Annotated in this window: 24 protein-coding genes; 6 read left to right on the top strand and 18 right to left on the bottom strand. The window is 61.5% G+C overall.

All coding sequences use genetic code 11. The features are described 5' to 3' along the window. Positions 1-33: 33 nt before the first annotated feature. The 14 genes from LQK84_RS14475 to tolQ all read right to left on the bottom strand — a co-directional run bounded on the left by LQK84_RS14475 (position 34) and on the right by tolQ (position 17,268). Complete coding sequence (locus tag LQK84_RS14475; protein WP_230829428.1) at positions 34-1,215, bottom strand: phosphoserine transaminase; 1,182 nt, start codon at positions 1,213-1,215, stop codon at positions 34-36. A gap of 193 nt (positions 1,216-1,408) precedes the next feature. Beyond that, the gene (locus LQK84_RS14470) at positions 1,409-2,266 is read right to left on the bottom strand and encodes an outer membrane protein (protein ID WP_230829427.1); all 858 of its coding nucleotides are present in this window, start codon (positions 2,264-2,266) and stop codon (positions 1,409-1,411) included. 204 nt (positions 2,267-2,470) lie between these two features. After that, complete coding sequence (locus LQK84_RS14465; protein ID WP_230829426.1) at positions 2,471-4,147, bottom strand: tannase/feruloyl esterase family alpha/beta hydrolase; 1,677 nt, start codon at positions 4,145-4,147, stop codon at positions 2,471-2,473. Positions 4,148-4,244: 97 nt separating this feature from the next. Next, on the bottom strand, positions 4,245-5,597 hold the full coding sequence (glmM, locus tag LQK84_RS14460) for a phosphoglucosamine mutase (RefSeq protein ID WP_230829425.1): 1,353 nt from the start codon (positions 5,595-5,597) through the stop codon (positions 4,245-4,247). Positions 5,598-5,838: 241 nt separating this feature from the next. Then, positions 5,839-6,984: an OmpP1/FadL family transporter gene (locus LQK84_RS14455; RefSeq protein WP_230829424.1), complete on the bottom strand. Its 1,146-nt coding sequence runs from the start codon at positions 6,982-6,984 to the stop codon at positions 5,839-5,841. A 306-nt stretch (positions 6,985-7,290) separates the two neighbouring features. Continuing rightward, positions 7,291-9,219, bottom strand: coding sequence for an ATP-dependent zinc metalloprotease FtsH (ftsH, locus tag LQK84_RS14450; RefSeq protein WP_230829423.1), 1,929 nt, complete (start codon positions 9,217-9,219; stop codon positions 7,291-7,293). Between the two features lie 192 nt (positions 9,220-9,411). Next, a complete protein-coding gene (locus tag LQK84_RS14445; protein ID WP_230829422.1) occupies positions 9,412-9,615 on the bottom strand; it encodes a hypothetical protein in 204 nt (67 codons plus the stop codon). A gap of 80 nt (positions 9,616-9,695) precedes the next feature. Beyond that, entirely contained in the window at positions 9,696-11,012 is a 1,317-nt protein-coding gene (gene tilS / locus LQK84_RS14440; protein WP_230829421.1) for a tRNA lysidine(34) synthetase TilS, read from the bottom strand. Then, positions 10,997-12,115, bottom strand: a complete 1,119-nt coding sequence (gene ybgF, locus LQK84_RS14435; protein ID WP_230829420.1) for a tol-pal system protein YbgF — start codon at positions 12,113-12,115, stop codon at positions 10,997-10,999. The genes tilS and ybgF overlap by 16 nt, the downstream gene beginning before the upstream one ends. Before the next feature lie 430 nt (positions 12,116-12,545). Then, complete coding sequence (pal, locus tag LQK84_RS14430) at positions 12,546-13,091, bottom strand: peptidoglycan-associated lipoprotein Pal (protein ID WP_230829419.1); 546 nt, start codon at positions 13,089-13,091, stop codon at positions 12,546-12,548. Positions 13,092-13,330: 239 nt separating this feature from the next. Next, positions 13,331-14,626 carry a Tol-Pal system beta propeller repeat protein TolB gene (gene tolB, locus LQK84_RS14425; protein WP_230829484.1) on the bottom strand — a complete coding sequence of 432 codons (1,296 nt, stop codon included), beginning with the start codon at positions 14,624-14,626 and terminating at the stop codon, positions 13,331-13,333. Between the two features lie 44 nt (positions 14,627-14,670). Continuing rightward, on the bottom strand, positions 14,671-15,993 hold the full coding sequence (locus LQK84_RS14420; protein WP_230829418.1) for a hypothetical protein: 1,323 nt from the start codon (positions 15,991-15,993) through the stop codon (positions 14,671-14,673). Between the two features lie 9 nt (positions 15,994-16,002). Then, on the bottom strand, positions 16,003-16,464 hold the full coding sequence (gene tolR / locus LQK84_RS14415) for a protein TolR (RefSeq protein WP_230829417.1): 462 nt from the start codon (positions 16,462-16,464) through the stop codon (positions 16,003-16,005). A gap of 84 nt (positions 16,465-16,548) precedes the next feature. Then, positions 16,549-17,268: a protein TolQ gene (gene tolQ, locus LQK84_RS14410; RefSeq protein WP_230829416.1), complete on the bottom strand. Its 720-nt coding sequence runs from the start codon at positions 17,266-17,268 to the stop codon at positions 16,549-16,551. Positions 17,269-17,571: 303 nt separating this feature from the next. On the opposite strand from tolQ, the gene LQK84_RS14405 reads away from it, so the two are divergent. The 5 genes from LQK84_RS14405 (at position 17,572) to LQK84_RS14385 (ending at position 21,289) form a co-directional block, all read left to right on the top strand. Continuing rightward, positions 17,572-17,766, top strand: coding sequence for a type II toxin-antitoxin system HicA family toxin (locus LQK84_RS14405; protein ID WP_230829415.1), 195 nt, complete (start codon positions 17,572-17,574; stop codon positions 17,764-17,766). A gap of 258 nt (positions 17,767-18,024) precedes the next feature. Then, positions 18,025-18,219 carry a hypothetical protein gene (locus LQK84_RS25335; protein ID WP_442966966.1) on the top strand — a complete coding sequence of 65 codons (195 nt, stop codon included), beginning with the start codon at positions 18,025-18,027 and terminating at the stop codon, positions 18,217-18,219. A 74-nt stretch (positions 18,220-18,293) separates the two neighbouring features. Further along, on the top strand, positions 18,294-19,337 hold the full coding sequence (locus tag LQK84_RS14395; protein ID WP_230829413.1) for an NAD-dependent epimerase/dehydratase family protein: 1,044 nt from the start codon (positions 18,294-18,296) through the stop codon (positions 19,335-19,337). A gap of 59 nt (positions 19,338-19,396) precedes the next feature. Further along, positions 19,397-21,040 (top strand): FAD-binding dehydrogenase, encoded by a 1,644-nt coding sequence (locus LQK84_RS14390; protein WP_230829483.1) that lies wholly within the window; start codon positions 19,397-19,399, stop codon positions 21,038-21,040. Between the two features lie 54 nt (positions 21,041-21,094). Then, positions 21,095-21,289, top strand: a complete 195-nt coding sequence (locus LQK84_RS14385; protein WP_230829412.1) for a hypothetical protein — start codon at positions 21,095-21,097, stop codon at positions 21,287-21,289. On the opposite strand, the gene LQK84_RS14380 is transcribed toward LQK84_RS14385, so the two are convergent. From LQK84_RS14380 to LQK84_RS14365, 4 genes are all read right to left on the bottom strand, one after another. Then, positions 21,268-21,540 (bottom strand): hypothetical protein, encoded by a 273-nt coding sequence (locus LQK84_RS14380; protein WP_230829411.1) that lies wholly within the window; start codon positions 21,538-21,540, stop codon positions 21,268-21,270. The genes LQK84_RS14385 and LQK84_RS14380 overlap by 22 nt on opposite strands. Positions 21,541-21,599: 59 nt before the next feature. Further along, the gene (locus LQK84_RS14375) at positions 21,600-21,911 is read right to left on the bottom strand and encodes a YciI family protein (protein ID WP_230829410.1); all 312 of its coding nucleotides are present in this window, start codon (positions 21,909-21,911) and stop codon (positions 21,600-21,602) included. A gap of 1 nt (position 21,912) precedes the next feature. Further along, the gene (locus LQK84_RS14370; RefSeq protein ID WP_230829409.1) at positions 21,913-23,184 is read right to left on the bottom strand and encodes a flavin-dependent oxidoreductase; all 1,272 of its coding nucleotides are present in this window, start codon (positions 23,182-23,184) and stop codon (positions 21,913-21,915) included. A gap of 157 nt (positions 23,185-23,341) precedes the next feature. Continuing rightward, positions 23,342-25,144 carry an ABC transporter transmembrane domain-containing protein gene (locus LQK84_RS14365; RefSeq protein WP_442966965.1) on the bottom strand — a complete coding sequence of 601 codons (1,803 nt, stop codon included), beginning with the start codon at positions 25,142-25,144 and terminating at the stop codon, positions 23,342-23,344. A gap of 216 nt (positions 25,145-25,360) precedes the next feature. Between LQK84_RS14365 and rpmE the strand changes: the two genes are divergently transcribed. Further along, entirely contained in the window at positions 25,361-25,582 is a 222-nt protein-coding gene (rpmE, locus tag LQK84_RS14360; protein WP_112628005.1) for a 50S ribosomal protein L31, read from the top strand. The last annotated feature ends 17 nt before the right edge of the window (positions 25,583-25,599 follow it).

Genomic DNA, 25,599 nt, shown 5'->3' with positions numbered 1-25,599 from the left:
GCCCCGCCTTCGTCAGGCAGGGCCAGAAGCAACTCAGGCAGCAGCCTTGGCGAGCGTTGCCTTCTGGGTCAGATAAGCCCAGGTCAGCCACGGCATCAGGGCCTGCATGTCGGCCGTCTCGATCGTGGCACCAGCCCAGATGCGAAGGCCGGACGGCGCATCGCGGTAAGCGCCGATGTCATAGGCGACGCCTTCCTTGTCGAGCAGCGTCACGATGCCCTTGGCAAAAGCGGCCTGCGCGTCAGCGTCGAGCGCCAGAACGTCCTTGTCGGCAATCGTCAGGCAGACGGACGTGTTGGACGCCGTTGCCGGGTCCTTGGCGAGATTGGCGATCCAGTCGTTGGCAGCCACGAAGTCGGCAATGACCTTGGTGTTCGCGTCAGCACGCGCCATCAGCGCCTTGAGGCCGCCGAGCGACTTCGCCCACTTCAGCGCATCGATATAGTCCTCGACGCAGATCATGGACGGCGTGTTGATCGTTTCGCCGGTGAAGATGCCCTCGATCAGCTTGCCGCCGGAGGTCATGCGGAAGATCTTCGGCAGCGGCCAGGCCGGAACATAGGTCGTCAGACGCTCGACAGCGCGCGGGCTGAGGATGATCACGCCATGACCGCCCTCGCCGCCCAGAACCTTCTGCCAGGAGAAGGTGACGACATCGAGCTTGGCGAAGTCGAGGTTCTGCGCAAATGCAGCAGAGGTCGCGTCGCAGATCGTCAGGCCCTTGCGGTCAGCCGGGATGAAATCGGCGTTCGGAACGCGAACGCCCGAGGTCGTGCCGTTCCAGGTGAAGACGACGTCGTGGTCGAAATTGATGTCGGCCAGGTTCGGCAGCTCGCCATAGGCGGCTTCGAGCTTGCGGGCGTCCTTGAGCTTCAGCTGCTTGACAACGTCCGTCACCCAGCCGGCGCCAAAGCTTTCCCAGGCGACCATGTCGACCGGGCGTTCGCCCAGCAGCGACCAGAGCGCCATTTCGACGGCGCCGGTGTCGGAAGCGGGCACGATACCGATGCGGTAATCAGCCGGCACTTCAAGAATTTCGCGGGTAAGGTCGATGGCCTCTTTCAGCTTCGCCTTGCCAACCTTCGCGCGGTGCGAACGGCCGACGGGAGCATCGGAAAGTGCATCGAGCGACCAACCGGGGCGCTTCGAGCAAGGGCCAGAAGAGAAATGGGTGTTTTGCGGGCGTACGCCCGGTTTTGCGGCGGTATCAGCCATATCAGTCTATCCTTCCAGATAGTTGGCTCCTCGTTGGGGAGGAGTGTCCCGCCGCTGGGAATATGGGAATCGTCTTTCACAGTCAAGCGCCCCTGTGACGCAAACGACAAAATATTTGCCGCATCGGGAAAACCGGATTCCAGACGCAAGAAAGCCCGCACAAGGCGGGCTTTCAGCATCGAATTCGAAGGTCTTACTTGTAGATCGGCATCGGAGCCGGCGGAACCTGTGCGACTTCGCCGCAACCGCCATTGCCGAACTGGTAGCGCAGACCGCCACGAACTTCGTGGATGTCGAAGCCCTTGTCGAAGCCCGGGCCAACATTGGCCTGCGAGCCGGAGAAGTAGATGCTGCCGAACATCGGGCCGCTGTTGACGTGGCGATAACGGTAGCCGAGGTCAGCCTTGACGTTGCAGGTCACGTCGATCGAAGCACCGGCCATGAGGGCGTAGGTGAAGCGCCAGCTTTCGCGGCCTTCATGCTGGAAGGTCGGGTCGCAACCGGAGCCGTCGTTGGCGCAGGACGTGTTGTTGTCACCATCCCAGCTGACATGCGTCGCACCGAGGCCGGCGCCGACGTAAGGCGTGACGCTGCCATAGGTGCCGAGGTCAACATAGGCGTTGGCCAGCAGGCTGAACATCGTCATGTGCGCGATATCGCGCGAGGTGCAGGCCGTCGAAACGCCGCAACCGCCCTGCGTCGAGCCGTTGAACGTGGTGCGGAACGTATAGTCCAGCGTCACGTCGCTGCGCAGATAGTTGTTGAACTGGTAACCGACACCGGCGCCAATGCTGGCCGAGTTGTCGAGCTTCGTCGAATCGAACGTGCCGTTGTCAACCGTGCCGGTAGCGTCCTTCGTAATGAAATAGTGCGCGCCGCGCATTCTCATGATGCTGTAGGACGCATCACCGCGCAGATACCAGCCGCTGACGGACGCGACCTGAACTTCGGCGGGCGGAGCCTGAATGACTTCGGGTTGGGGAAGATCGGCAGCATGGGCGCTTGCGCCCAGCATCGCCGCAGCAATGGCACTCCACATCAGCTTTTTCATTTTTATCTCCGGAAATTCGGTTGCGCCGGCGGCGTGTTTCGCCGTCAGACCCATGCTCCGGACTTTAGTTCCCATTCGTTAAATTGAACTTAACCAAGAAAATTCACCATGCGACTAAACCCACGGTTAATGATAAATGCTTTGATTGGCTTATGAAAAAAGAGAGCCGGCAAAGCCGGCTCCCCGTTCAGCAAGGGCCTTCGCCTACTGGCAGGCGAAGCTTGCGGCCTCTTCGGGATTGCCGCCGGTATATCGCGCGACTTGCGGATAGGGGCAGAGCTTGCGCGTCCGCAACTGCGGCCATGCGGCCGGCACGTCCTTGTTCTTCGGGTTCAGCGCGGCGATCACGTCGGCCGGCTTTTGGCCCTTTTCCACCCAGCCGACAAGCTTCTCGAACAGATCGAACTGATCGGTCGCCGGTCCGCCTTCACAATGCGTCATGCCGGGAACCGGGTAGAGCTCGACAAACTTGCTGGCATCGCCACCATAGTTGGCCGCGAGCCGCTCGTACCAGTGACGGGTGTCGTTGAACGAGAAGACCGGGTCGCCGACGCCGTGGAAGACGATCATCTTGTGGCCGGCAGCCTCGAAGTCCGAGAGCTTGGGGTTATCCGCGTCCGGCGGTGTCATGAAGGACATGGCCGATTTGCCAAACGCACCGTCGGTCGCGAAGATTTTGGACGCGTCCTTGTCGAAGTCGAAGGACAGCAGGAACTTCTCCAGCGACGCCGGATCGCCACCGACCTTGGTCGGCGGGGTCGTGAAGATCTGCGCCAGCGACCCTGCCCCCATGACCGCAATCAGGGGCATATGATCCCACGGCGCGATTGGGCTTTCGATCTTCCAGAAACGCCAGTTGCCGCCGCCGATGCCCGGATCCCAGGACCAGTCGCTGTAAAGCTGCTCGCCCTTCGAATTCTTCGGCCCGGCGAGCATGGTCTCTAGCGCCTTCACCTTTTCTGCCGGCAGGCAGGACGAATTCTGGCCGGGCTGGCAGATCATGTCCTGTGGCTTGAAGGCTTTCTGGCAGGCCGCAGTATCGGAGACGATGCCATCTTCCAGGCCATCCAGCTTGTCGCAGGCCGCAAGGATCCGCTTTGCAACAATCTGCTGGTCGTCCACCGTGAGCGCCTTGCGGACATCGCCGTTGACGGCATGCAACTGCTGGATATCGAGCGCGTGCTGGATGGCGGCCTTCGGCAGATCGAAGCCCGGGGCTCCGGCCAGAATACCGTCATATTCCTTGCCGAGGCGCGCGGCGGCGACAAACCCGTGGCGACCACCATTGGAGCAGCCAATGCCATAGGAATATTGTGGCGCTGCGCCGTAATAGGCCTTGATGAAGGCCTTGGCGACGGGTGTCAGGAATTCCACGGCCTTATAGCCGTAAAACTCGCGCGCTTCGGGATCGAGGCCGAACATGTTGCTGCCGGCAAGCCCCGCCTCGGGATTGGCCTTGCCGTCATGCCCGGCGTCAGACGACAGCACGGCAAAGCCGCTGGCCAACGCACCTTTCTGTGTGCTTGCGGCAACCGGAAGGCCCATTGCAGGAACGACGACACCGTCATTGCCGCCATTGAACTGGTGGACGAACCGGCCGTTCCAGTCGTCAGGCAGCCGGAACTCGAAACGGATCGCATAGGGCTTGCCGTCGGCCCCCGTCCTCTCCGCAGTCACGCCCTTGACGAGGCAATGCGCAACCGGACTATCTTTGACTGCCGGCGTCGAGCTTGCCGAAAGGATCTTCACATCCTTCAGTCCAAGCGCCTCGCCCGTCAGACCATCGCAGGCAAGCTTCTGAGCCGCATGCGCCCCACCGGAAAATTCAAGGAAAAACAGGCAGGCTGATGCAAGCAGCCCGTATTTCAAACGTCCCATCATGGTTTCCTCCCAGATCCAACAGAACGGGAGGAAGGTTAGATGCGGTTCGCCGCACCGTCAATGATGATTATGGTACATAACAATATGGACCAGGAAACTACGCCGCGTTGGAAGCCCCGGCAATGACGCCCGTCAGGTCGTTGACGATCTGCTCGATCTGGCCACGATCGTCACCTTCCGCCATCACGCGGATCAGCGGCTCGGTGCCCGAGGGACGAATGACGAGACGCCCGTTCTTCTTCAGATCGGACTCGGCAGCGGCGATTGCCTCCTTGACCGTCTTGTTGTCCAGCGGCGAACCGCCGGAATAGCGGACGTTCTTCAGAAGCTGCGGCACTGGCTCGAAACGGCGGCACACTTCGCTGACCGTCTTGCCGGTGCGCTTCACGCAGGCCAGCACCTGCAGCGCCGCGACAAGACCATCGCCGGTCGTGCCGAAGTCCGAAAGCACCATGTGGCCCGACTGTTCGCCGCCGACATTGAAGCCGAAATTGCGCATGTGCTCGACGACGTAACGGTCGCCCACCTTGGTGCGGGCGAGCGTGAGGCCCTTCGAGACCAGAAAACGCTCGAGGCCGAGGTTCGACATGATGGTAGCGACGATCCCGCCGCCGCGCAGCAGGCCGTCACTGGCCCAGGTCTCGCCGATCAGCGCCATCAGCTGGTCGCCGTCGATCTCCTTGCCCTTCTCGTCGATGATGATGACGCGGTCGGCATCGCCATCAAGCGCAATGCCGATATCGGCGCGCACTTCATGCACCTTTTGCGCCAGCGCCTCCGGATGGGTCGAGCCGCAGTTGAGATTGATGTTCGTGCCGTTCGGATCGACACCGACCGTCACGACTTCCGCACCCAGTTCCCAAAGAACCGCGGGTGCTACCTTGTAGGCAGCCCCGTTGGCACAGTCGATGGCGATCCTCAGACCGCTCAGCGTCACATCGCGCGGCAGCGTGCGCTTGGCATGCTCGATATAGCGGTCATGAACCCCGTCGATACGCTTGGCGCGGCCGATGTCATCCGGCGCGGCAAAATGCGGCGACAGATCCTGGTCGAGCATGGCCTCGATTTCCTTCTCGATGTCGTCGGAGAGCTTGTAGCCATCCGGTCCGAAAAGCTTGATGCCATTGTCCTGATAAGGGTTGTGGGAGGCCGAGATCATCACACCGACATCGGCACGCAGAGAGCGCGTCAGCATGGCAACGGCCGGCGTCGGGATCGGCCCGAGAATGAAGGCGTCGACGCCCGCTGCCGCAAAGCCTGCCACCATTGCGTATTCCAGCATGTAGCCGGAAAGCCGCGTGTCCTTGCCGATGACCACCCGGTGGCGATGGCCGCCATTGCGGAAGACCATGCCAGCAGCCATGCCGACCTTCATCGCGATGTCCGCGGTCATCGGGGCACGGTTTGCCTGCCCGCGGATACCGTCCGTGCCGAAATAGCGCTTCTTCATTGTGTGTCGCCCACCCGATTGTTCGAGCCCTTAAAGGGACCTTTGCCGCCGTGTCCTTATTCAGCCTTCCGCGACCCGGCAAGTGGAACACGCTGGCGAAGGCCGTATTTTTGCAGTGTCTTTGCCATAGATTGCCGCAAAAGCCTCATCAAATTCGGAAACGCGCCAAAACATCCTGTTATGAAACAGCACAAGGCCCCGCGGTTTCCCGCGAGGCCCTGCTGATGAATTCCAAATCTGCTCAGAAACTGACTTTGTAGCCTGCGCCGAGAGAATAGGCCCAAGAGCCCTTTGTCGTCGCGTCAAAGCTCGCTCCACCGGCAGCGGTTTGACTGCCGCCAGTGATATAGGTCGCACCTGCGCCGACCTGCAGCTTTCCCGGCCCAAGCTTGACTTCGGCACCGGTCCCAATAGTCCACGTATCCGTGGAAATAAACGCAGTCGATCCGACACCTTTATCCCAAGTAAGACTAACCGTTCCGGCGATATCATCTGTGAACTGGTGCCCCACACCGCCCTGTATGGTCCAACCGTCCTTGAAATAGTATTTGTCGGTTTGCTTTACTGCGCCAAAGCCGTAGTTCAAAGTCTGAAGAACACTCCAGTTTGTCCATGTCACTGAACCGTACACCAGCCAACCCGGAGCAACGCCGCTTTGAAGAGAAACTTTCACTGACTGAGGAAGCGTTCCCGAACCCGTGGCGGCAGTCACGCCCGTGACACCGAGAGCGCCGAGGGCACCCACTCCGAGCGGCGTGGGGGTGAACGTTCCTCCCGTAGTTTGTTTGACTTCAGATCTGTACAAAACCGACGCCCGAAGCGCATACTCAGGGATCTCGTAGGCAGCACCGATCCTATAACCGAACGCGCCACTGTCATTCAATTTCAGCGTTCCGAAGCTTGTGGCCGCTGTATATGTGAAGTCCTGAAGGAAAACGCCACCTAAGAGATGAAAACGTCCCTTCCCTGCGTCCAGACGAACGTCACAGGTCAACCCATATTCGTTCGAAACGAACTCTTTTGACGTTGTATTATTGATTCCTTGAGCGGCCTTAGCCGCTGCGCCGTAATTTGTGCTACCGCCAAACGGCTGCGTGTAGGTGAGAGCACAGCCAAGAGGGTCGGCAAAGCGGGCTCCTACAGCCAGATTCGGAATCCAGTAGTCGCCGGTAAAACGCTGGTCGCTGGAATTTGCGCCCTTGATCGTATCATAGGAAACCTGCGGCGACACAAAGATGAAGCCAGCGTTGATATTAGCTGTTCCAGGCTGGAACAGAATATCCGTATTTGCATCGCCGCGCGAAAAGCCGCCGGCAAGCGCAGAACTTGCCCCGAGAACAGCGGCGAATGCCGCCACCAGCCCGAGTTTGAATGATGTGATAGTCATGTATTCCTCCCATGCGATGCCGGGAGAATATCGCGGGTAGCACGACACGCAACGGCATCAGCCTGCGTGCATCCGCCTGCACTTCCATCAAGAATTTACGTAAGTTTCTATTGAAAGGACCGAAAAGCCGCCCTGTTTGGAATGAAAAACCAGCGGGCGGCCTAAAGCGGCGCGGATGTGGAAATTTATTTCAAGTCCTGAATCCACTGTGGCATTTCCGTGACGGGAACAGATTATGAAATTCTCAAAACGCAAGACCCGCGGCACAGGGTGCCGCGGGTCTGATTTCGAAGGTTCCAGCTGTGCTTATTGCGGCTGCGGTTCCAGCCCTTCGTCGGGCTTGGACTTCGTGTCCGTCCGCGCACCGGTAGACGGGACGGCCGAACCGCGGCTCGGCGGCGTATCGTCGCCGAGGTCGCGCGACGGCTTCTCGCCCTTGAGCAGCTGCTTGATCTCGTCGCCGGTCAGCGTTTCGTATTCCAGCAGGCCTTCGGCGCAGGCGACGAACCCATCATGGTATTCCGTCAGGATGCGACGCGCGTCCGTATAGGCTTCGTCGATCAGGCGGCGAACTTCGCTGTCGATCTTCTGGGCCGTCGTCTCGGAGACGTTCTTCGACTGCGAGACCGAATGGCCGAGGAAGACTTCCTGCTGGTTCTCGCCATAGGCGACCTGACCGAGTTCGTCAGAGAAGCCCCATTGCGTGACCATGGCGCGGGCAAGCTTGGTGGCCTGCTCGATATCCGAGGACGCACCCGAGGTGATGTTCTCCTTGCCGAAGGTGATTTCTTCGGCAACGCGGCCACCCATCATGATGGCAAGACGCGAGATCATCCACTTGTAGCTCATCGAATAGCGGTCGCCTTCCGGCAACTGCATAACCATGCCGAGCGCACGACCGCGCGGAATGATCGTCGCCTTGTGCACCGGATCGGCGACCGGCACATGCATCGCAACGATGGCGTGGCCGGCTTCGTGATAGGCGGTCAGCTTCTTTTCGGCTTCGGTCATGGCGGACGAGCGGCGTTCCGCACCCATCATGATCTTGTCCTTGGCGTCTTCGAATTCCTGCATGGTGACGAGACGCTTGTTGCGACGCGCCGCCATCAGGGCAGCCTCGTTCACGAGGTTCATCAGGTCGGCGCCTGAGAAACCGGGGGTGCCGCGCGCCAGAACCTTGAGATCGACATTCGGTGCCAGCGGCACGTTGCGGACGTGAACCTTGAGGATGCGCTCGCGACCGACGATATCCGGGTTCGGCACGACGACCTGACGGTCGAAACGGCCGGGACGCAGAAGTGCGGGGTCAAGAACGTCCGGACGGTTCGTCGCGGCGATCAGGATGATGCCCTCATTGGCCTCGAAGCCATCCATCTCGACCAGCAACTGGTTGAGCGTCTGTTCGCGCTCGTCGTTACCGCCGCCGAGACCGGCGCCACGATGGCGACCGACGGCGTCGATTTCGTCGATGAAGATGATGCAGGGCGCGTTCTTCTTGGCCTGCTCGAACATGTCGCGGACGCGGCTTGCACCGACACCAACGAACATTTCCACGAAGTCCGAACCGGAGATCGTGAAGAACGGAACATTGGCTTCGCCGGCAACCGAGCGCGCCAGCAGCGTCTTACCCGTACCGGGCGGACCGACCAGCAGCACGCCGCGCGGAATGCGACCACCAAGGCGCTGGAACTTCTGCGGATCGCGCAGGAATTCCACGATTTCTTCGAGATCCTGCTTGGCCTCGTCAACGCCGGCGACGTCGTCAAAGGTGACGCGGCCATGCGCTTCGGTCAGCAGCTTGGCCTTCGACTTGCCGAAGCCCATCGCGCCGCGCGAGCCACCCTGCATCTGGCGCATGAAGAAGAGCCAAACGCCGAGGATCAGGATCATCGGCAGCAGCGTACCGAGATAGGAAAGGAAGCCGGAAGAGCCGTCGCTTTCGGGACGAACGGTGACGACCGTGTTCTTCGCCTGCAGGCGATCAACCAGCGTATCGTCGATGCCAGGCGCATAGGTCTGGAACGTCGCGCCGTTCTCCGTGTAGGAGCCGGTGATGCGGTGGCCGGTGATCACGACATCGCGTATGCGGGACGCATCGGCGTCATGCAGGAACTGCGAATAGGGGATTTCACGCGAACCGGTCTGCGCAGGCGCCGATTGGAACATCGTGAACAGCGCGATCAGAAGCAGCGCTATGATTGCCCAGAGGGCGAAATTACGTAAATTAGGGTTCATCGAACTCCCCGGTCATGTGTCGCAGCGGCTGAAACCCGCTGTTATTCTGGGCCTTAACATAGGTCCCGCGTGTGCCCTTGCCAAGGCGAGATGGCAATGCTTGCGGCAAATAGTATACGAAAAGCTGAATTGAGCGGATCGGGCGTTCTGTCAACCGCCTCGCACCGGGAGCAAGGCGGAGCCCGAGACCCGTCAGGCTGCGGCCAGAAATTCCGGCGAAACGATCTGCAGGCTGACCTTGCTGGCTTCCTGATGCGCCATTTCATCGCGGAAGAAATAGAAAAGAACAGCGGCCAGAATGACCGCAAGCACCCAAAGGGCAATCGATTTTACACGCATCGTCAAACTCCACACAATGACGAGACCATGCCCGGCCGACACGATGTCGCCCGCCATGCTCCGACCAATCCAGCTCTGCGAAGTTCCACCCGCGAGCAAGTTGGCACCAACTCCAAAATTGCCCCCAAGACCGCATTCTAGCCGTTTAGCGGGAATGTGGCGAGCCCTGCGCTGAGAAAACAGGGGAAAAGCGGCCGGGCCGATAGCCGGCACACGGCGTCGGCGAGCGGCTTGTCGAAGGATGGCAGGACTGTTTCGAAGAGTGCCAGATGCGGTGTCACGCTGATTGTCAGCTCCCCTCCCCCGATCCCCGAAAGGTCTGGCAGCGTGGCGCGCGCACGTCGGGCAATGCGCGGCGGCACGTCCTTGTCCTCCCCGCTCCAGTCGTGGGACTGGGTCGCCATGGTCGGGTCGGCGTCGTGAGCGAACCGGAACCGCCCATCCCATTCAACGCTTCCGGACTGTGGGATCTGGAGGGGCGGCAGGTTGCGCTGATCCCGTCCGATAAAGAGCACGTCTTTCCGGCGCTCGACAACCGTTCGCCCCAGCGAGACGGAGGACGCTCCCGTCTCCAGCACCTGCCGCAGCCTGTCGAGCTGTTCCTCTCCCGGCAGATGCGTCTGGCCACCGGCAATGGCAATCAGCGTGGCAAGCGCCAGCCTTCCGGCCTCGTCATCCTGCGGACGATCGAGCGCAAACAGCAGCGGTAGCGGCATGCGGGCGTGGGCATCGGTGTATTCCGCCGCAGCCTTGGCAAGCTCCATCCGCCTCCGGGCCGCGATGGCAATCGCCTCTCCGTCCAGGGCAAATTGCCCGGCCTGACGCACCCGCACGCGTTCATAGCGCGGATTGTCGTTGCTCGGATCGTCAAACCAGCGGATCTTCCGTTCGGCAAGATAGGCGCGGATCTCGGCGCGGCGGACCGGAAGAAAGGGCCGATGCACCGCCAGCCTGCCGAAAAACAGTGCGGCGGGGGCAATGCCGGCCAGTCCTCTCGGGCTCGTGTCGCTGCGCTGCCGGCGCATCTCGACCGTTTCGAGCTGGTCGTCCAGCGTATGGGCGGTGGCGACGCAATTCGCGCCGAGCCGGTCGGCCCCTTCGGCCAGCAGCCGGTAACGCGCCTGCCGCGCCGCCTCGCTCAATCCCGTGGGTGGCTTCTCACCCTGCCACGACATCACGAGATGCGGAATGGAAAGCGCACGGCAGAGATCGCCCATCGCGGCGGCCTCGCCTGCCGATTCAGGCCGCAATCCGTGATCGACCGTGATGGCCGCAAGCCTGACACGCCCGGCGCGAAAGCAGGGCGCATCGCAAAGCGCAGACAGCAGGCCAACGGAATCCCCGCCTCCCGAAAGAGCGACGGCAACGGTCGTCCCGTCCGGCTGGCCCTCAAGATAGCGCTTGCCAGCCTCAGGCGGCGAGAGTGTTGAAAATGCGGTCAGCCCGCCGGGCATGAAAGGCGCGTCTGCTCGGAGGCAACCTTCGTGATGACCGCCTTGGAAGCCTTCGGATAGCGCTTCGGAATTTCGCGGAAGGTCGCGCAGGCCGTATCCTTGTTGTCGAGGGCTGCCAGCGACATGCCGAGCTTCAGCAGGATATCGGGCGCCTTGGGCGACTGGCCGTAGCTCTTGAAGGCATTCAGGAAGGTCTTGGCGGAATCGTTATAATGGCCCTGCGAATACTGCGCCTCGCCCATCCAGAAGGACGCATCGGCGGCCTTCGCGCTGCCGGGGAATGTGTCGAGATAGGATTTGAAACCCTTCTCGGCTTCCGAATAGTTGCCGCTGAGGATCGACTGGTAGGCCTGCTGGTAGCTCTGGTCGGCCGTGGGCGCCGCACCGGTGGCGGACGCCTTGGGCGTGATCGATGCCTGTTCCATCGGCTTCGTGGCGGCCGCCGCAGGTGCGCCCGGTGTCGTTGCCGCCGGTACTGTGGCCGCCGTCGTTGCCGGCTTCGAACCGCTTGCGGCCGGCGGCAGCGCGGGCTTCACGCCCGGCAGCGTCTCGGCAGAATTGTCGGCCGGATTACGCGTCGTCTCGACGATCCTGCCATCGCCATTGAAAATCAGACTGCCGAGTGTACCGGGCTTCATGTTGGCCATCTCGTTCGGCGCATTGGCCGGAGGCTGGGCCGCCGGAGCGGCAGTCTGGTTTGCAATGGTCGCGTCCGCTGCAGGCGTGCTCTGGCTGGCGGCCGGAATGCCTGCCGTGTCGCCAACGCTGTCTTCGCCGATCTGTGTCGACGCTGCAGTCGCCTGTTCGATCGTGCGGGGCTCGGTTGTTGCAGCAGCCGGTGCCGTCGCCGCAGAGGTGTCGGAAGCGGCCGCAGCGGCCGCTTCCTTGTTGGGTTGGGAACCAGCCGGCGTCTCAAGCTCGGTCTTCTTGCCGGACGGCTTCTTCTCAAGCTGCTGGAAGCGGAACTCGTTGTCTTCCTGGGTCTTGCGAAGCTGCTCCTGCATCTGCAGGACCTGGAAATTCATGTCCTCGATACGTCCCGTCAGCTGCCGGACAGTCTCCTGCAACTGCTGGATCTGCACCTCGGCATTCGACGCCTGCACATTGATTGCTGCAGATGGTTGCGGCGCAGGCCGTCCTTGCAGCCAATTGCCCAGACTCCCGGCGTGAGCGCCTGTTGCCCCCGCAAGGACAGCGGCCATCGCGCCAGCCAAAACCAGTCTTTTCATCATCACCTCAAATGATTTGCGGCCATTCATGATTCGTAGGATCTACGCTCAATACGCCGCCAACATCGCCGATTGCAGACAAAAAGCAATTAAACTCTGGCCAAACTAAGGAGAAAATCTCAAGCGCAGCAGGGATTACAGCAAAGCAGGCGTCTCCCGTGAACCTTTCCGGAAGGTCATGGGGCCCTCCCGGAGATCCAGGCACTTGGAAATCGACCGCCCCTTCCGTTCAAGGGGTCGTGGCAAGCAAAAAGGGCGACCCGAAGGCCGCCCTCTGAAATCACAAGAGCTCGCGGTCTCTCGCTTAGCTGCCTGCACCACCGAGAACGGTGACGGCGCGGCGGTTCTGCGACCAGCAGGAAATGTCGTCGCAGGTGGCGACCGGACGTTCCTTGCCGTAGGAGATCGTCTTCAGGCGGGCAGCCGGAACGCCGCGCGAGACGAGATAGTCGCGCGTTGCGTTGGCGCGGCGGGCGCCGAGTGCCAGGTTGTATTCGCGCGTACCGCGTTCGTCGGCATGACCTTCAACCGTGATCTTGTAGTTCGGGTACTTGGCGAGCCACTGGGCCTGACGGTCGAGCGTCTGCTGGGCGTCGGCGCGGATCTGCGTGGAGTCCGTGTCGAAGAAGATGCGGTCGCCAACGTTTACGGTGAAGTCCTGGGACGAACCGGGCGTTGCATTCGCACCGTTGACGCCGTTGGCGCCGAGACCGAGCTCGTTGGCGTTGTTCGGCAGGCCCTTCTTGGAGGCGCAGCCGGCCAGCGAAAGTGCCATGAAGGTGGCAATGAGGACGGGATTGCGCGCCAGCTTCTGCATGCCGTGAGCGCTCAGGCTAGAAATATGGCTCATCGCCAGTCTCCTTGGGATATCTTCAATCGAGGTTGCCGGAACGTAACATTCTTCAGTTAACCGGTGTTCAACGATTATGGTTAACAAAGCGTTAAAAGAGCCTCAATGCCTTGATTTTCAGGAGATTGAGGCGAGAACGTGGCGTCGCCCGGACTTCGCCATAACGGCCCGAACGCTGCCTGGAATCGAAAGGGCCGCACCATTTTTAAGCGCGGCCCTTGCTCATTTGATGCTGCGACTCAATCGAGCAGCGGCGACCAGGCCGGGTCGGACGCAAACGCCGGGGTCGGGATCTGCTGCTCGTTGTAACCGGACAGGTCGATCGAGTAGAGACGCGGGCCAGCCTCGCCGGCGTTCTGCCGGAAGAACATGATCACGCGGCCGTTCGGTGCCCAGGTCGGACCTTCGTTGTGAAAGTTCGTCGTAAGAATGCGCTCACCCGAACCGTCCGGCTTCATCACGCCGATCGAGAACTTGCCGCCGGCCTGCTTGGTGAAGGCGATGAGATCGCCGCGCGGCGACCAGACCGGCGTCGAGTAGGAACCGTCGCCATGCGAAATGCGGGACTGGCCGGAACCGTCCGAATTCATGACGTAGATCTGCTGGCTGCCGCCTCGGTCGCTTTCGAACGTCACGCGCTTGCCATCCGGAGAATAGGACGGCGACGTGTCGATGGCGGCCGTGGAGGTCAGGCGCGTCGTCGTGCGCGAACGCAGGTCCATGGTGAAGATATTGGCGTTACCGCCCTCTTCCAGGCTCATGATGACGCGCTGGCCGTCCGGCGAGAAGCGCGGCGAGAAGGTCATGCCGGGGAAATTGCCGACGACTTCGCGCTGTCCGGTTTCCAGCTGCAGCAGATAGACGCGCGGCTGGTTGCCTTCGAAGGACATGTAGGTGATTTCCTGATGGTTCGGCGAGAAGCGCGGCGTCAGGACGATGTCGTTGGAGTTTGTGATGGAGCGGACATTGTAGCCATCCTGGTCCATGATCGCCAGCTGGCGCTTGCGGGCATTCTTCGGACCGCTTTCGGCCACGAACACGACGCGCGTGTCGAAATAGCCCTTCTCGCCGGTGATCTTTTCATAGATCGCATCGGCAATGATGTGGGCGACGCGGCGGTAGTTTTCCGGCTGCGTGAAATATTGCTGGCCCATCATCTGCTGGCCGGCAACCGTGTCCCAGAGACGAAACTCGGCACGAAGACGCCCGTCCGCTTCCTTGACCACCTGACCCGTCACCAGTGCCTGAGCATTGATCGTGCGCCAGTCCTCAAAGCGCGGCACCGCACTCGGATTGGTGATCTTCTCGATGAAGGCCTTGCTGTCGATCGGTGCGAACAGGCCCGAACGCTTGAGGTCGGCGGCAACCACGTCGGAAATCTGCTTGCCGATTGCGTCCTTGGCCAGGAAATCGGTGATCGCGATCGGCAAGGGCGTCACATTGCCCTTGTTGATGTTAAGCTCAATTTTGGCGTGGGCCGGATTGGCCGCGAGCGCAAACAGCGCCCCCATCATGAACAGTGTCCGGATTATCATGCTTTTCATCGTGTCTCTCGCTCTCAAATGGTCGAGGTCGGGGGTTACATGAAGTCGCTCGGGTCGAAGTTCACGACCACATCGCTCCACGTGTCATATTTGTCAGCCGGTAGGCTGGTGAATGGGGCGGATTTCAGGATGGCGCGCTTGGCGCTCATGGCCAGAACATCCTTCGAGCTGCCATCGCCGCCTGTCACCGTCACTTCCGGATCGCCGACGATCGCGCCGCTGCGGTCGAGATGGAACGAAACGCGGATGCGGATGTTCTGCGCGTCCATCATCCCCGGAATAACATTCCAGTTGTTCTGGATCACACCCTTCAGCGCATCAAGTTCGCTCTGCGACAGCTTGCCGGCGCCCGTCGTCTTCTTGCCGCCAAGGGAGGCTTCCTGGTTGGAGCGCTTTGCGCCACCGCCGGATGCATCTTCCTTGTTGAGAAGCGCCGAGACTTCGTCAGCCAGCTTGTCACTCTCACGCGAGGAGGCGGACTTCGCCGTTTCCTTCTTTTCCTTGTCCTTGCCGGTCTTGGAGTCAGAGCTTGCCGACTTGGTATCGGACTTCGTCTGGCTCTTCGCGTCAGTCTTGGCGTCAGACTTGGAATCGGACTTAGCATCCGTCTTGGTATCGGGCTTCGTGTCGGGACGCGGCTTCGGCTCGACCTTGGCTTCCTTCTGGTCGGGCTTTGGCTTGTCTTCCGGCTTCGGCTTTTCCTGTGGCTTGGGTTCCGGCTTCGCCTCTTCCTTCGGCTTTTCAGGCGTCGGCTTCTTGGTCGGCACCGGCAAAGCGTCCGGCGTTGGCGTATCGTCGGCCTTTTCCGGCTGTTCCTGCGTCTTCGGCTCCGGCTTGGGTTCCGGCTTCGGGGGCGTCGGCTCAGGCTTCGGCGGTTCCGGCGCCGGGGTCGGCTTCGGCGGCGTCGGCTCGGGCTTCGGCGGCGTGGGTTCCGGCTTCGGCGTCGGCACGGCGGTCGAAGGAGACGGAGCAGCCGTCTGCTCCTTCTGGATTTCCTTGACGTTGTTCGTCTGGGTATCCTTCGCCGCCTCGGAAGGCTTCGGCGCGGCGGCCACTTCCGTGTTCTGCGGACGCTGCGACGGCGTCGGCGTGCTCTTCAGGTCGACATTGTTCTCGCCGACATTCTCGGCATTGTCGACCTTGTCCTGCCGCTTCGTGGCCTTCGGCGACGACTTCTCCTTCAGCGGCGCGGTCTTCTCGCCCTGCTGGATGTTGGTGAACTGTTCGATCGGCACGATATCGACGGGCAGCGATTCCGTCGGCTGCACCTCGAGCGGGGGCGGAGAGCCCAACGAGATAAGCGCGACCGCAAGAACGACCGCGTGTATCAACGCCGATGTGACTACACTGCCCTTCATCGTTTTCGCTTACTTGTCCTGCTTCTGGGCTGTCACCAGACCGATATTCTTGTAGCCGGCAGTGGAAATGGCGGCCATCACCTGCATCACCGTGCCATAGCCGGCATTCATGTCGCCGCGCACGAAGATGCGCTCCTCGTAACCCGTCTTGGAAATCGCCTGCAGCTTCGGGATCAGCTCCTCGAGCTGGATCGGAGATTCCTGCAGATAGATCACGCCGTCCTTGTTCACCGAAATGGTGATCGGCTGCGTTTCCGCATTCATTTCCTTGGCCTTGGTCTGCGGCAGGTCGACCGGAACGCCAACCGTCATCAGCGGCGCCGCCACCATGAAGATGATGAGCAGCACGAGCATGACGTCGACCATCGGCGTCACGTTGATTTCAGCGATCGGACCGCCCTTGCCGCCGCGACGACGGCTGCCTCTGCGTCCGCCACCGCCGCCCTTGCCTGAGCTGACTGCCATACCCATCGGGAAACTCCTTCAGCAATTCCAGCAAAAGATTGAGTAGGTTTTGCGTCGGGAACTGCGTAATTCTTGTGGTTCGAAGCGGCGTTATTGCGCTGCCTGGCGCGAGGACTGCAGCTTCTCGTCGATCTGGCGCGACAGGATGGCCGAGAACTCGTCGGCGAAGCCTTCCATGCGCGAGGTGAGCTTGCCGGCATCGCCCGAGAGCTTGTTGTAGGCGATAACGGCCGGGATAGCGGCGACAAGGCCGATCGCCGTTGCCAGAAGCGCTTCCGCGATACCGGGCGCGACAACCGCGAGGTTCGTCGTCTTGGAACCGGCGATCGACTGGAACGAGGTCATGATACCGACAACCGTGCCGAAGAGGCCGACGAAGGGAGCTGCCGAACCGATCGTGGCAAGCGACCCGAGGCGGCCTTCGAGATATTCGGATTCACGCGAAAGCGTGACGTCCATGGCGCGGTCGATACGCATCTGCAGGCCGATCGGCGAGCGTGCGCCGCGTTCGAAGGACTTCTTCCACTCGCGCATGGCAGCGACGAAGATCGCGCTCATGCCGGCGGCGGGACGCTCGGAAAGGCTGCGGTAAAGCTCTTCCAGCGACTGGCCCGACCAGAAGACCTGTTCGAAATTGTCGAGCTGGCGGCGCGTCTTGCGGAAGGTGATCACCTTGTCGATGACGATGGCCCAGGTCCAGACGGAGGCCGAGAGGAGGCCAAGCATGACGAGTTTCACGACGATGCCTGCCTGCATGAAGAGAGACCAGAGGCTCACCTCGTTCACTGCCGCCAAAGCTGCCTGTTCCATGTTCTAGCGTCCTTCGAATCCAAACGCCCGGCTTTGGACCGGGCGGCGAAAAAATGTGTATCAATATGCCGGCAGCAGCCGCTCTTCGCTCTTAGCGCCCATGCTTGACTAGCCTCTTTGCTGCCAAATTTGGTTAAAGGAAGGCGTGGGCTGCCGGGCATTCGATCAATCTCATCAAGACACCATTATGGTTAACACTTGGTTATGAAAAATCGATGCAGCGCAGCATTTGCGCGGCCGCTCCACATTCACAAACTGGACTTTCGTACAAATTTGTGCGAACGTCCGAGTAGTGAGGCTTGAATGACCCGCGACCAGTTTATTGCAGAGCTCAGAAAGCTGGCCCGCAGGAATGGCTGGATCCTCGAGATTTACACCAACAAGGGAAAAGGGTCTCACTACCGGATCACGCTCAATGGGCGGATGACCACGTTGAAGTCTGGAGAGCTGACCCCCGGTTATGTCAGACTGTTAAAAAAGCAGCTCGGCATCGAATGATGGCGGTGACGTTTCAAAGGAACACCCATGGAATTCTGTTACCGCGCGAAGATCGAGGATGACCCAGAAGGCGGCTTTCTGGTGTCGTTCGAAGACGTGCCAGAAGCGCTGACTCAGGCTGAAACGCTTCAAGATGCCTGCGCCAATGCCGTTGAGACTCTCGGCTTGGCCCTTCGAGGCATACTGGCGGCAAATCGGCCTCTGCCCAGGCCCGCTGCGACATGTGGCACTCCGATTGCGGTGGCGGCAGACGACGCGATGAAACTGGCCGTTATCAGTGCCTTCCGGACCTCCGGCCTGACCAAGACCGAACTGGCGCGCCGGCTGGGCAAGCAGGAAGCCGAAGCGCGGCGGATTCTTGATCCGGATCACGCAACGAAGATTGCCACCATGCAGGACGCCATGCGCGCGCTCGGCAAGACAATCGTCGTTTCCGTGATGGAAGCTGCCTGAACGACTACTCACGCCTCGCGTCAGTTCCTTCCCATAGAATGTCCTCAAAAGGTCGAATTTCGGGGCGGAAACGCATGCATATACTCATCACCGGCAATCAGGGTTTCATCGGCCCGGTTCTGACACGGCTGGCACGCGACGCTGGGCACCAGACGACGGGCCTCGATATCGGCTATTTCGAAAGCTGCGTGTCGCCGCTCACCCCCGACATCCTCCCCGACAGGCAGATCATCCGCGACATCCGCGACGTGACCGCAGAAGACCTTGAAGGCATTGATGCCGTCATTCATCTGGCCGGCCTCTCCAACGACCCGATGGGCGCGCTGAACCCGGACCTCACCTACGATATCAATCTGGAAGCAACCGCTCGGCTTGGCGAACTGGCGCGCGACGCCGGCGTCTCCCGCTTCATCTTCGCCTCCTCCTGCTCCATTTATGGCGCAGCCGGCAACGAGGGCGCACTGGACGAGACAGCGGCCTTCAACCCCGTTTCCGCCTATGCCATCTCCAAGGTGCGCTCGGAGGAACGGCTTTCGGCGCTTGCCAACGACCGCTTCTCGCCCGTCTTCATGCGCAACGCGACCGCCTATGGCGTGAGCCCCCGCACCCGCTTCGATCTCGTCGTCAACAATCTCTCCGGCTGGGCGCATACGGCCGGCATCATCAAGGTGATGTCGGATGGCACGCCCTGGCGTCCGCTCGTTCATATCGAGGACATTTCCCGCGCAGCCCTTGCCGCCGCGACCGCGCCGCGCGAGGCGATCCACAATCAGGCCTTCAATGTCGGCCGCAATGACGCCAACTATCAGGTGCGCGACATTGCCGAGGCCGTGAAGGCCGCCTTCCCGGCCGCCAATCTGGAGATCACCGGCGAAACCGGCGGCGATCCCCGCTCCTACAAGGTGGATTTCACCAAGGCGCTGACGAAGCTGCCGGGCTTCGCGCCGCAATGGACGCTGGAAAAAGGCGTCGAGGAAATCGCCCGTTTCCTGAGAGACAATGGCCTGAGCGACGGCACCTTCGACAACCGTCTTTTCATCCGCCTCAAGCAATTGAAATACGCACTGGACAGCGGCGCGCTGGACGCTAGCCTGCGTAGAACCGAGACGCCGCTTTGAGCATCTGATTGCCCTGCGGCCCGGGCATGGGAGGCCCAGGTATGGTAGGAATAAGCGGCATGGATTGCGATCTTCTGGTGATCGGCGGCGGGCTTGCCGGCCTTGTGGCCGCGACTGAAGCGACGGCGCGCGGCCTCAAAGTCATCGTCATCGATCAGGAAGGCGAGCAGAACCTCGGCGGACAGGCCTTCTGGTCGCTGGGTGGCCTCTTCTTCGTCGACAGTCCCGAACAGCGCTTCATGCGCATCCGCGACACGCTCGATCTCGCCCGCCAGGACTGGATGGGCTCCGCCCAGTTCGACCGGCCGGAAGACCATTGGCCGCGCCAATGGGCCGAAGCCTATCTCCACTTCGCCGCCGGCGAAAAACGCCCCTGGCTGCATTCACTCGGCATGCGCTGGTTCCCGGTCGTCGGCTGGGCCGAGCGCGGCGGGTCGCTCGCCAATAGCCACGGCAATTCCGTCCCCCGCTTCCACATCACCTGGGGCACCGGCCCCGGCGTGCTCGAACCCTTCATCCGCCTCGCCCGCGAGGCCGAGACGAGGGGCCTTTTGACCTTCCGCTTCCGTCATCAGGTCGATGAACTCATCACGACAAACGGCGCTGTCACCGGCGCGCGCGGCACGGTTCTCGCTCCCGATCCGGTCCAGCGCGGCGGCCGGAGCAACCGCAACCCGGTCGGCGATTTCGAGATATCGGCGGGCGCAACGCTCGTTGCCTCCGGCGGCATTGGCGGCAATCACGATCTGGTGCGCAAGAGCTGGCCGACGGACCGGCTCGGCAAGCCGCCGGAATTCATGGTCGCGGGCGTCCCCGCCCATGTCGATGGCCGCATGATCGAAATCACGCAAAATGCGCGCGGCTCCGTCATCAATGCCGACCGCATGTGGCACTATACCGAGGGCTTGCGGAACTGGGACCCGATCTGGCCGAACCACGGCATCCGCATCCTGCCCGGCCCGTCCTCGCTCTGGCTGGATGCGGAAGGCAATCGCTTCCCCGCCCCCGCCATGCCCGGTTTCGATACGCTGGCAACGCTCAAGGCGATCAAGGCGACCGGCTATGACTATAGCTGGTTCATCCTGACCAAGGCGATCATCAAGAAGGAATTCGCGCTCTCCGGCTCCGAGCAGAACCCGGACCTGACGGGCAAGAACATCCCCCTCCTCCTGAAACGTCTCGGCAAGGAGCCGAACGCCCCGGTCAAGGCCTTCATGGACAAGGGCGCGGATTTCGTCGTCCGCGACAATCTGGAAGACCTGGTCGAGGGCATGAATGCACTCTCCGGCGAACACCGCCTCGACACCAAGCGCATCCGCGCCGTGGTCGAAGCCCGCGACCGCGAGATCGACAACAGCTTTTCCAAGGATGCGCAGGTGACGGCGATCCGAGGCGCGCGCAACTATCTCGGCGACAAGATCATGCGTACCGCCAAACCCCACCGCCTGCTCGACCCGTCAAAAGGCCCGCTGATCGCCGTCCGGCTCAACATCCTCACCCGCAAGACGCTCGGCGGCCTGCAAACCGACCTAGAAGGCCGCGTGCTGGAAGAAAACGGCACCATCATCCCCGGCCTCTACGCCGCCGGCGAAGTCGCCGGCTTCGGCGGCGGGGGTTATCATGGGTATAATGCGCTGGAAGGGACGTTTCTCGGCGGGTGCATCTTCTCCGGCCGCATGGCGGGGCGGAGTGTGGGGAAGTAGGGTTCCCTGCCAATGCTATCGTGCCTGCCTGGCTATTCTTTAAACGGAGCCGTCATGACCGACTTGTCCCGCGATGCATCTGAAGAAACGGCCAACAAAGCCGCCGAACTCCAGAAAACGGCAACAGCTGACAACGAATGGGTCATCGTCAAGTCAAGATGGGAGAAGTTCGAGCGCGTTGGTGATTGCATCGATCACAGCGAAGTCGAACGCTGGGCAGCTTCGCTTCAAGCGGCCGCTACGCGGTGACGCAAAGCGATCTCTGAATCCCGCCCCTGCCTGATCCGGCGCAGAACATCTACACTGTCTTCGCCCTTCGTGCCGTAGGAAGGAAGCGTGTCCAGTGCATCAAGCGCACGCTTGCGCGCCTCACGCAGGAGTGCATCGGCGATCGCCTGCTCGACGAAGCGCGAGCGTTTGGACGCAGGCACGACGTCTTCCAGCTCCGCCTTGAGAGCCTTGGAAATCGTGAAAGCCGCTCTTTCCTTGTGATCGTTCACGGGGTTCGCTCCATGTCTGTGCGTATAATATCATACACACAAAACATGGACAAACCGCCTCAAACCTCATCCTCCGCAACGATCCGCGAGGGATCGAAGGCGGCGTGGATCGGCAGGATCTCGCGCGAGGCAAACAGGCCGGCGATCTCGTAAGGATCGGCCGCGTTGAAGGCGACAATCGCGGCCTCGTCGGCGGCTTCCATCACCATCCAGGTGCCGGTCATCGTCTCGCGGCCAAGCGGCGAGCCGACCAGCACGCGCACGAGCCCGCCGCCGCCGGTCTTCACATGAGCGAGATGGGCGGCGCGGTTGTCCTTGCGAACCTCCAGCATGCCCGGCTTGTCATGCGAGATGACGAGAAAATGCGGCATGTCAGGCAACGTCCCTCTTCGGCAGCTGCACGATGGAGGGACGGCTGTTCAGCCCTTCGACATCCATGCCGGCGATCTTCTTGTAGTTCGCGGCAGTCTCCTGAAGTTCCCCATCGGACAGCACATCCGAGACCTTCTCGAATTCGCCGCCGCAACGTTCCTCGACAATGTTCATCACATGGTCCGGCCCATTGCCGCGATTGGCCATGACGATCCGCGTCGTTGCCGGCCGGCGCTCGGACTCATAGGCCGCAAGCGCCTCAACGCCGACACCGTTCGCGATGAATTCGCGCACCAGCACGCGGGCATCGAGAATGCCCTGCGACGCGCCGTTGGAGCCGATCGGATACATGGCATGCGCCGCGTCACCCGCCAGCGTCGTGCGCCCGAAAGTCCAGCACTCGACCGGATCACGGTCCACCATCGGGAATTCGTAGCAATAGCCGCCGTCCCGCATCAGCTTCGGGATGTCGAGCCAGTCGAAATGCCAATCCTGGAAGGCGGGGAAGAAGTCGTCGAAATTGCCGTGACGGTTATAATCCTCGCGGTTCCATTTCTTGTCCGGCGGGAATTTCAGTTCGGCAATCCAGTTGATCTCGGCCTCGCCCGTTTCCGGGTCAGGCTTGCCGATCGGATAGGTCACGAATTTCTGCCATTCATGGCCGGCCATGCCCATGGTCGCTTCGGTGATGAAGGGCTTGGCCTTGGCCGTGCCGCGCCAGAGGATCGAACCACCCCAATGCGGCGCGCCCTCGCCCGGATAGAACTTGGCGCGGATGTTCGAGTGAATACCATCGCAGGCGACGAAAACCGTGCCCTCGGCGGTCGAAAGATTGCCCTGCTTGTCGCGGAAGGTGACAATGACGCCGCCATCGACATCCTTGCAGTCGACCGCCTCGCGGCCCGTCACAACCGTGCCCTTGCCGGCCCGCGCTTCCAGCGCATGGAACAGCATCATCTGGAAGCCGCCGCGATGGACGGAAAACTGCGGCCACTTGTAGCCCGCAAACTGCCCGCGCGGCTCCGACCAGATCTGCTTGCCCTTCTTGGAGAAATAGGCGACCTCGCGGGTGCGCACGCCAATCGCGTCCATCTCCGCCTCAAGCCCCATTTCGAAAAGCTCGCGCACCGCATGCGGCTGCACATTGATGCCGACGCCCAGCGGCTTCAGCTCGCTCACCTGCTCGAAAATGCGAAACGGAATGCCTGCCTGATGGCACGAAATGGCAAGCGTCAGGCCGGTAATGCCGGCCCCGGCGATAATGACGGTCATTAAACCCCTCCCGCGTGGCGCCCTTCATTTCTTCGCGATGAAGGCACGCAAAACTCAATGAACTTCACCGGCGGAACGGCGTCAACCGGATGCTGATCCTGATTTAGCCGCTAAAGGTTATGTCGGCAAACTATTTCGTAAGGGCCAAGTAAAGGGCTCAGACCTGAAGCTCCGCCAGCTCTCGCCCGTCGAATTGCAGCGAGGCAAGCCGCGCATAGATGCCGCCCTTGGCAACGAGGCTCTGGTGGTTGCCCTCTTCCACCACGCGCCCGTCATCCATGACGAGAATGCGGTCGGCCTTGAGCACAGTTGCCAGACGGTGCGCGATTACGATCGTCGTGCGGTCCTGCATCAGCCCGTCGAGCGCGTTCTGCACCAGCTTTTCGCTCTCGGCGTCGAGCGCCGAAGTCGCCTCGTCGAGAAGCAGAACCGGCGCATTCTTGAGGATCGCGCGGGCAATGGCGATGCGCTGGCGCTGGCCGCCGGAAAGCGTCACGCCCCGCTCGCCCGACATCGTGTCATAGCCATGGTCGAGCCGCTCGATGAATTCATGCGCATGCGCAGCCTTGGCCGCCGCAATCACATCAGCGCGGCTGGCATCGGGCCGGCCGAAGGCGATGTTGTCGTGGATGGTCGAGGCAAAGATCGTCACATCCTGCGGCACGATGGAAAGCCGGGCGCGCAAGTCCGCCGGATCGGCATCGCGCACCGAAACGCCATCCAGCGAGATATCGCCCACCGTCGTGTCGTAATAGCGCAGGATCAGCGACAGAACGGTGCTCTTTCCTGCCCCGGACGAGCCGACAATGGCAACCGTTTCGCCCGGTTCGACCTTGAAGGTCAGCCCCTTCAGCGCCGAACGCTCAGGCGCGGAGGGGTAGGCAAAGCGCACATCGTTGAAGGCAATCGCGCCGGCAGCGGTCGCCGGAAAGCGCTTCGGATTGGCCGGCGCGCGGATGGCCGGCACTTCCGCCAGCAGTTCCGAAAGCCGTTCCGCAGCGCCGGAAGCCTGCGCGATCTCGCCCCAAACTTCTGAAAGCGCACCCAGGCTGGAGGCGGCAACGACGGCATAAAGCACGAACTGGCCGAGTGTCCCCGCCGACATCGAACCGTCGAGCACGGCATGCGCGCCATACCAGAGCACGCCGGCAATGCTGCCGAACACCATGGAAATGGCAACGCCCGTGAGGATCGAGCGCGAGCGAATGGCGGCCTGCGCGGCGCCGAATGAACCCTCGATCGCATCGGCATAGCGCTTGCCGGCGGCAGGCCCGCCATTGAAGGCCTGCACGGTGCGGATCGCGCCGATCGACTCACTGGCAAAGGACGAGGCTTCGGCCAGCGTGTCCTGCGCCGAACGCGAACGCTTGCGCACCGAGCGACCGAAGGCAATCAGCGGAAAGACGATGAAGGGAATGGCGACCAGAACGAGGGCCGACAGGCGCGGGCTGGTATAGACCATCATCGCCGCGCCGCCGAGACAGAGGATGAGATTGCGCAGCGCCAGCGACGCCGTGGCACCGACCACCGACTTCACCTGAGTCGTATCCGCCGTCAGCCGCGAGACAATCTCGCCGGACTGGTTGACGTCGAAGAAGGACGGGGAAAGCTTGATGACATGGGCGTAAACATCGCGCCGCAGATCCGCGACGATGCGCTCGCCGATGGAGATGACATAGTAATATCGCATGGCGCTGGCAAAGGCGAGCATCAGCGCCAGCCCGATCAGCATGCCGAAATAGTTGTTGATGAAGCCGGCATCCGACTGCGAGAAGCCGTGGTCGATCATGCGGCGCACTGCGAGCGGCAGAGCCAGCGTCGTCACGGCGGCAAGCGTGAGGAAAATCAAAGCCTTGACCACCATCCCCCGATAGTGGCCGAGATAGGGGAGAAGCGTTGCAAGAGGCTTCAGAGACCGCGGGCGCGGCGCCTCCAGATTATCGACTTCACTCAACGCCATTCCCTCTCGATCCCGCGCCGGCGACGCGCGGCGGGCAGGCTTGCGGAATGCGCAAGATTTGTCCGCCGGGCCTTGTTATCCGGCAATCCTTCATGTATAGGCACGGCACTCATTGCGGGGCCGTCCAATTTCGGTTGCGGCTCCATTTACGCGTTTGGGTCTCATGTCGCAATGGTCTGCGGCAAATGATCCCATCCTAGGCAGGAAGACAAGGTTATGAAGGCTGACATTCATCCCGACTATCACGTGATCAAGGTGGTCATGACTGATGGCACTGAATACGAAACCCGCTCCACGTGGGGCGCTGCAGGCGACGTGCTGAACCTCGACATCGACCCGCGGTCGCATCCGGCTTGGACCGGCGGCAACCAGCAGTTGATGGACCGCGGCGGCCGCGTTTCCAAGTTCAACAAGCGCTTCGGCGGCCTCGGCCTCTGATCCTGTTGACATTCTAG

Source organism: Rhizobium sp. C4, from assembly GCF_021026315.1.
Classification (GTDB): Bacteria; Pseudomonadota; Alphaproteobacteria; order Rhizobiales; family Rhizobiaceae; genus Ensifer_A.
The sequence above is the reverse complement of the archived record's forward strand: the minus strand, read 5'-3'. Positions and strand labels throughout refer to the sequence as shown.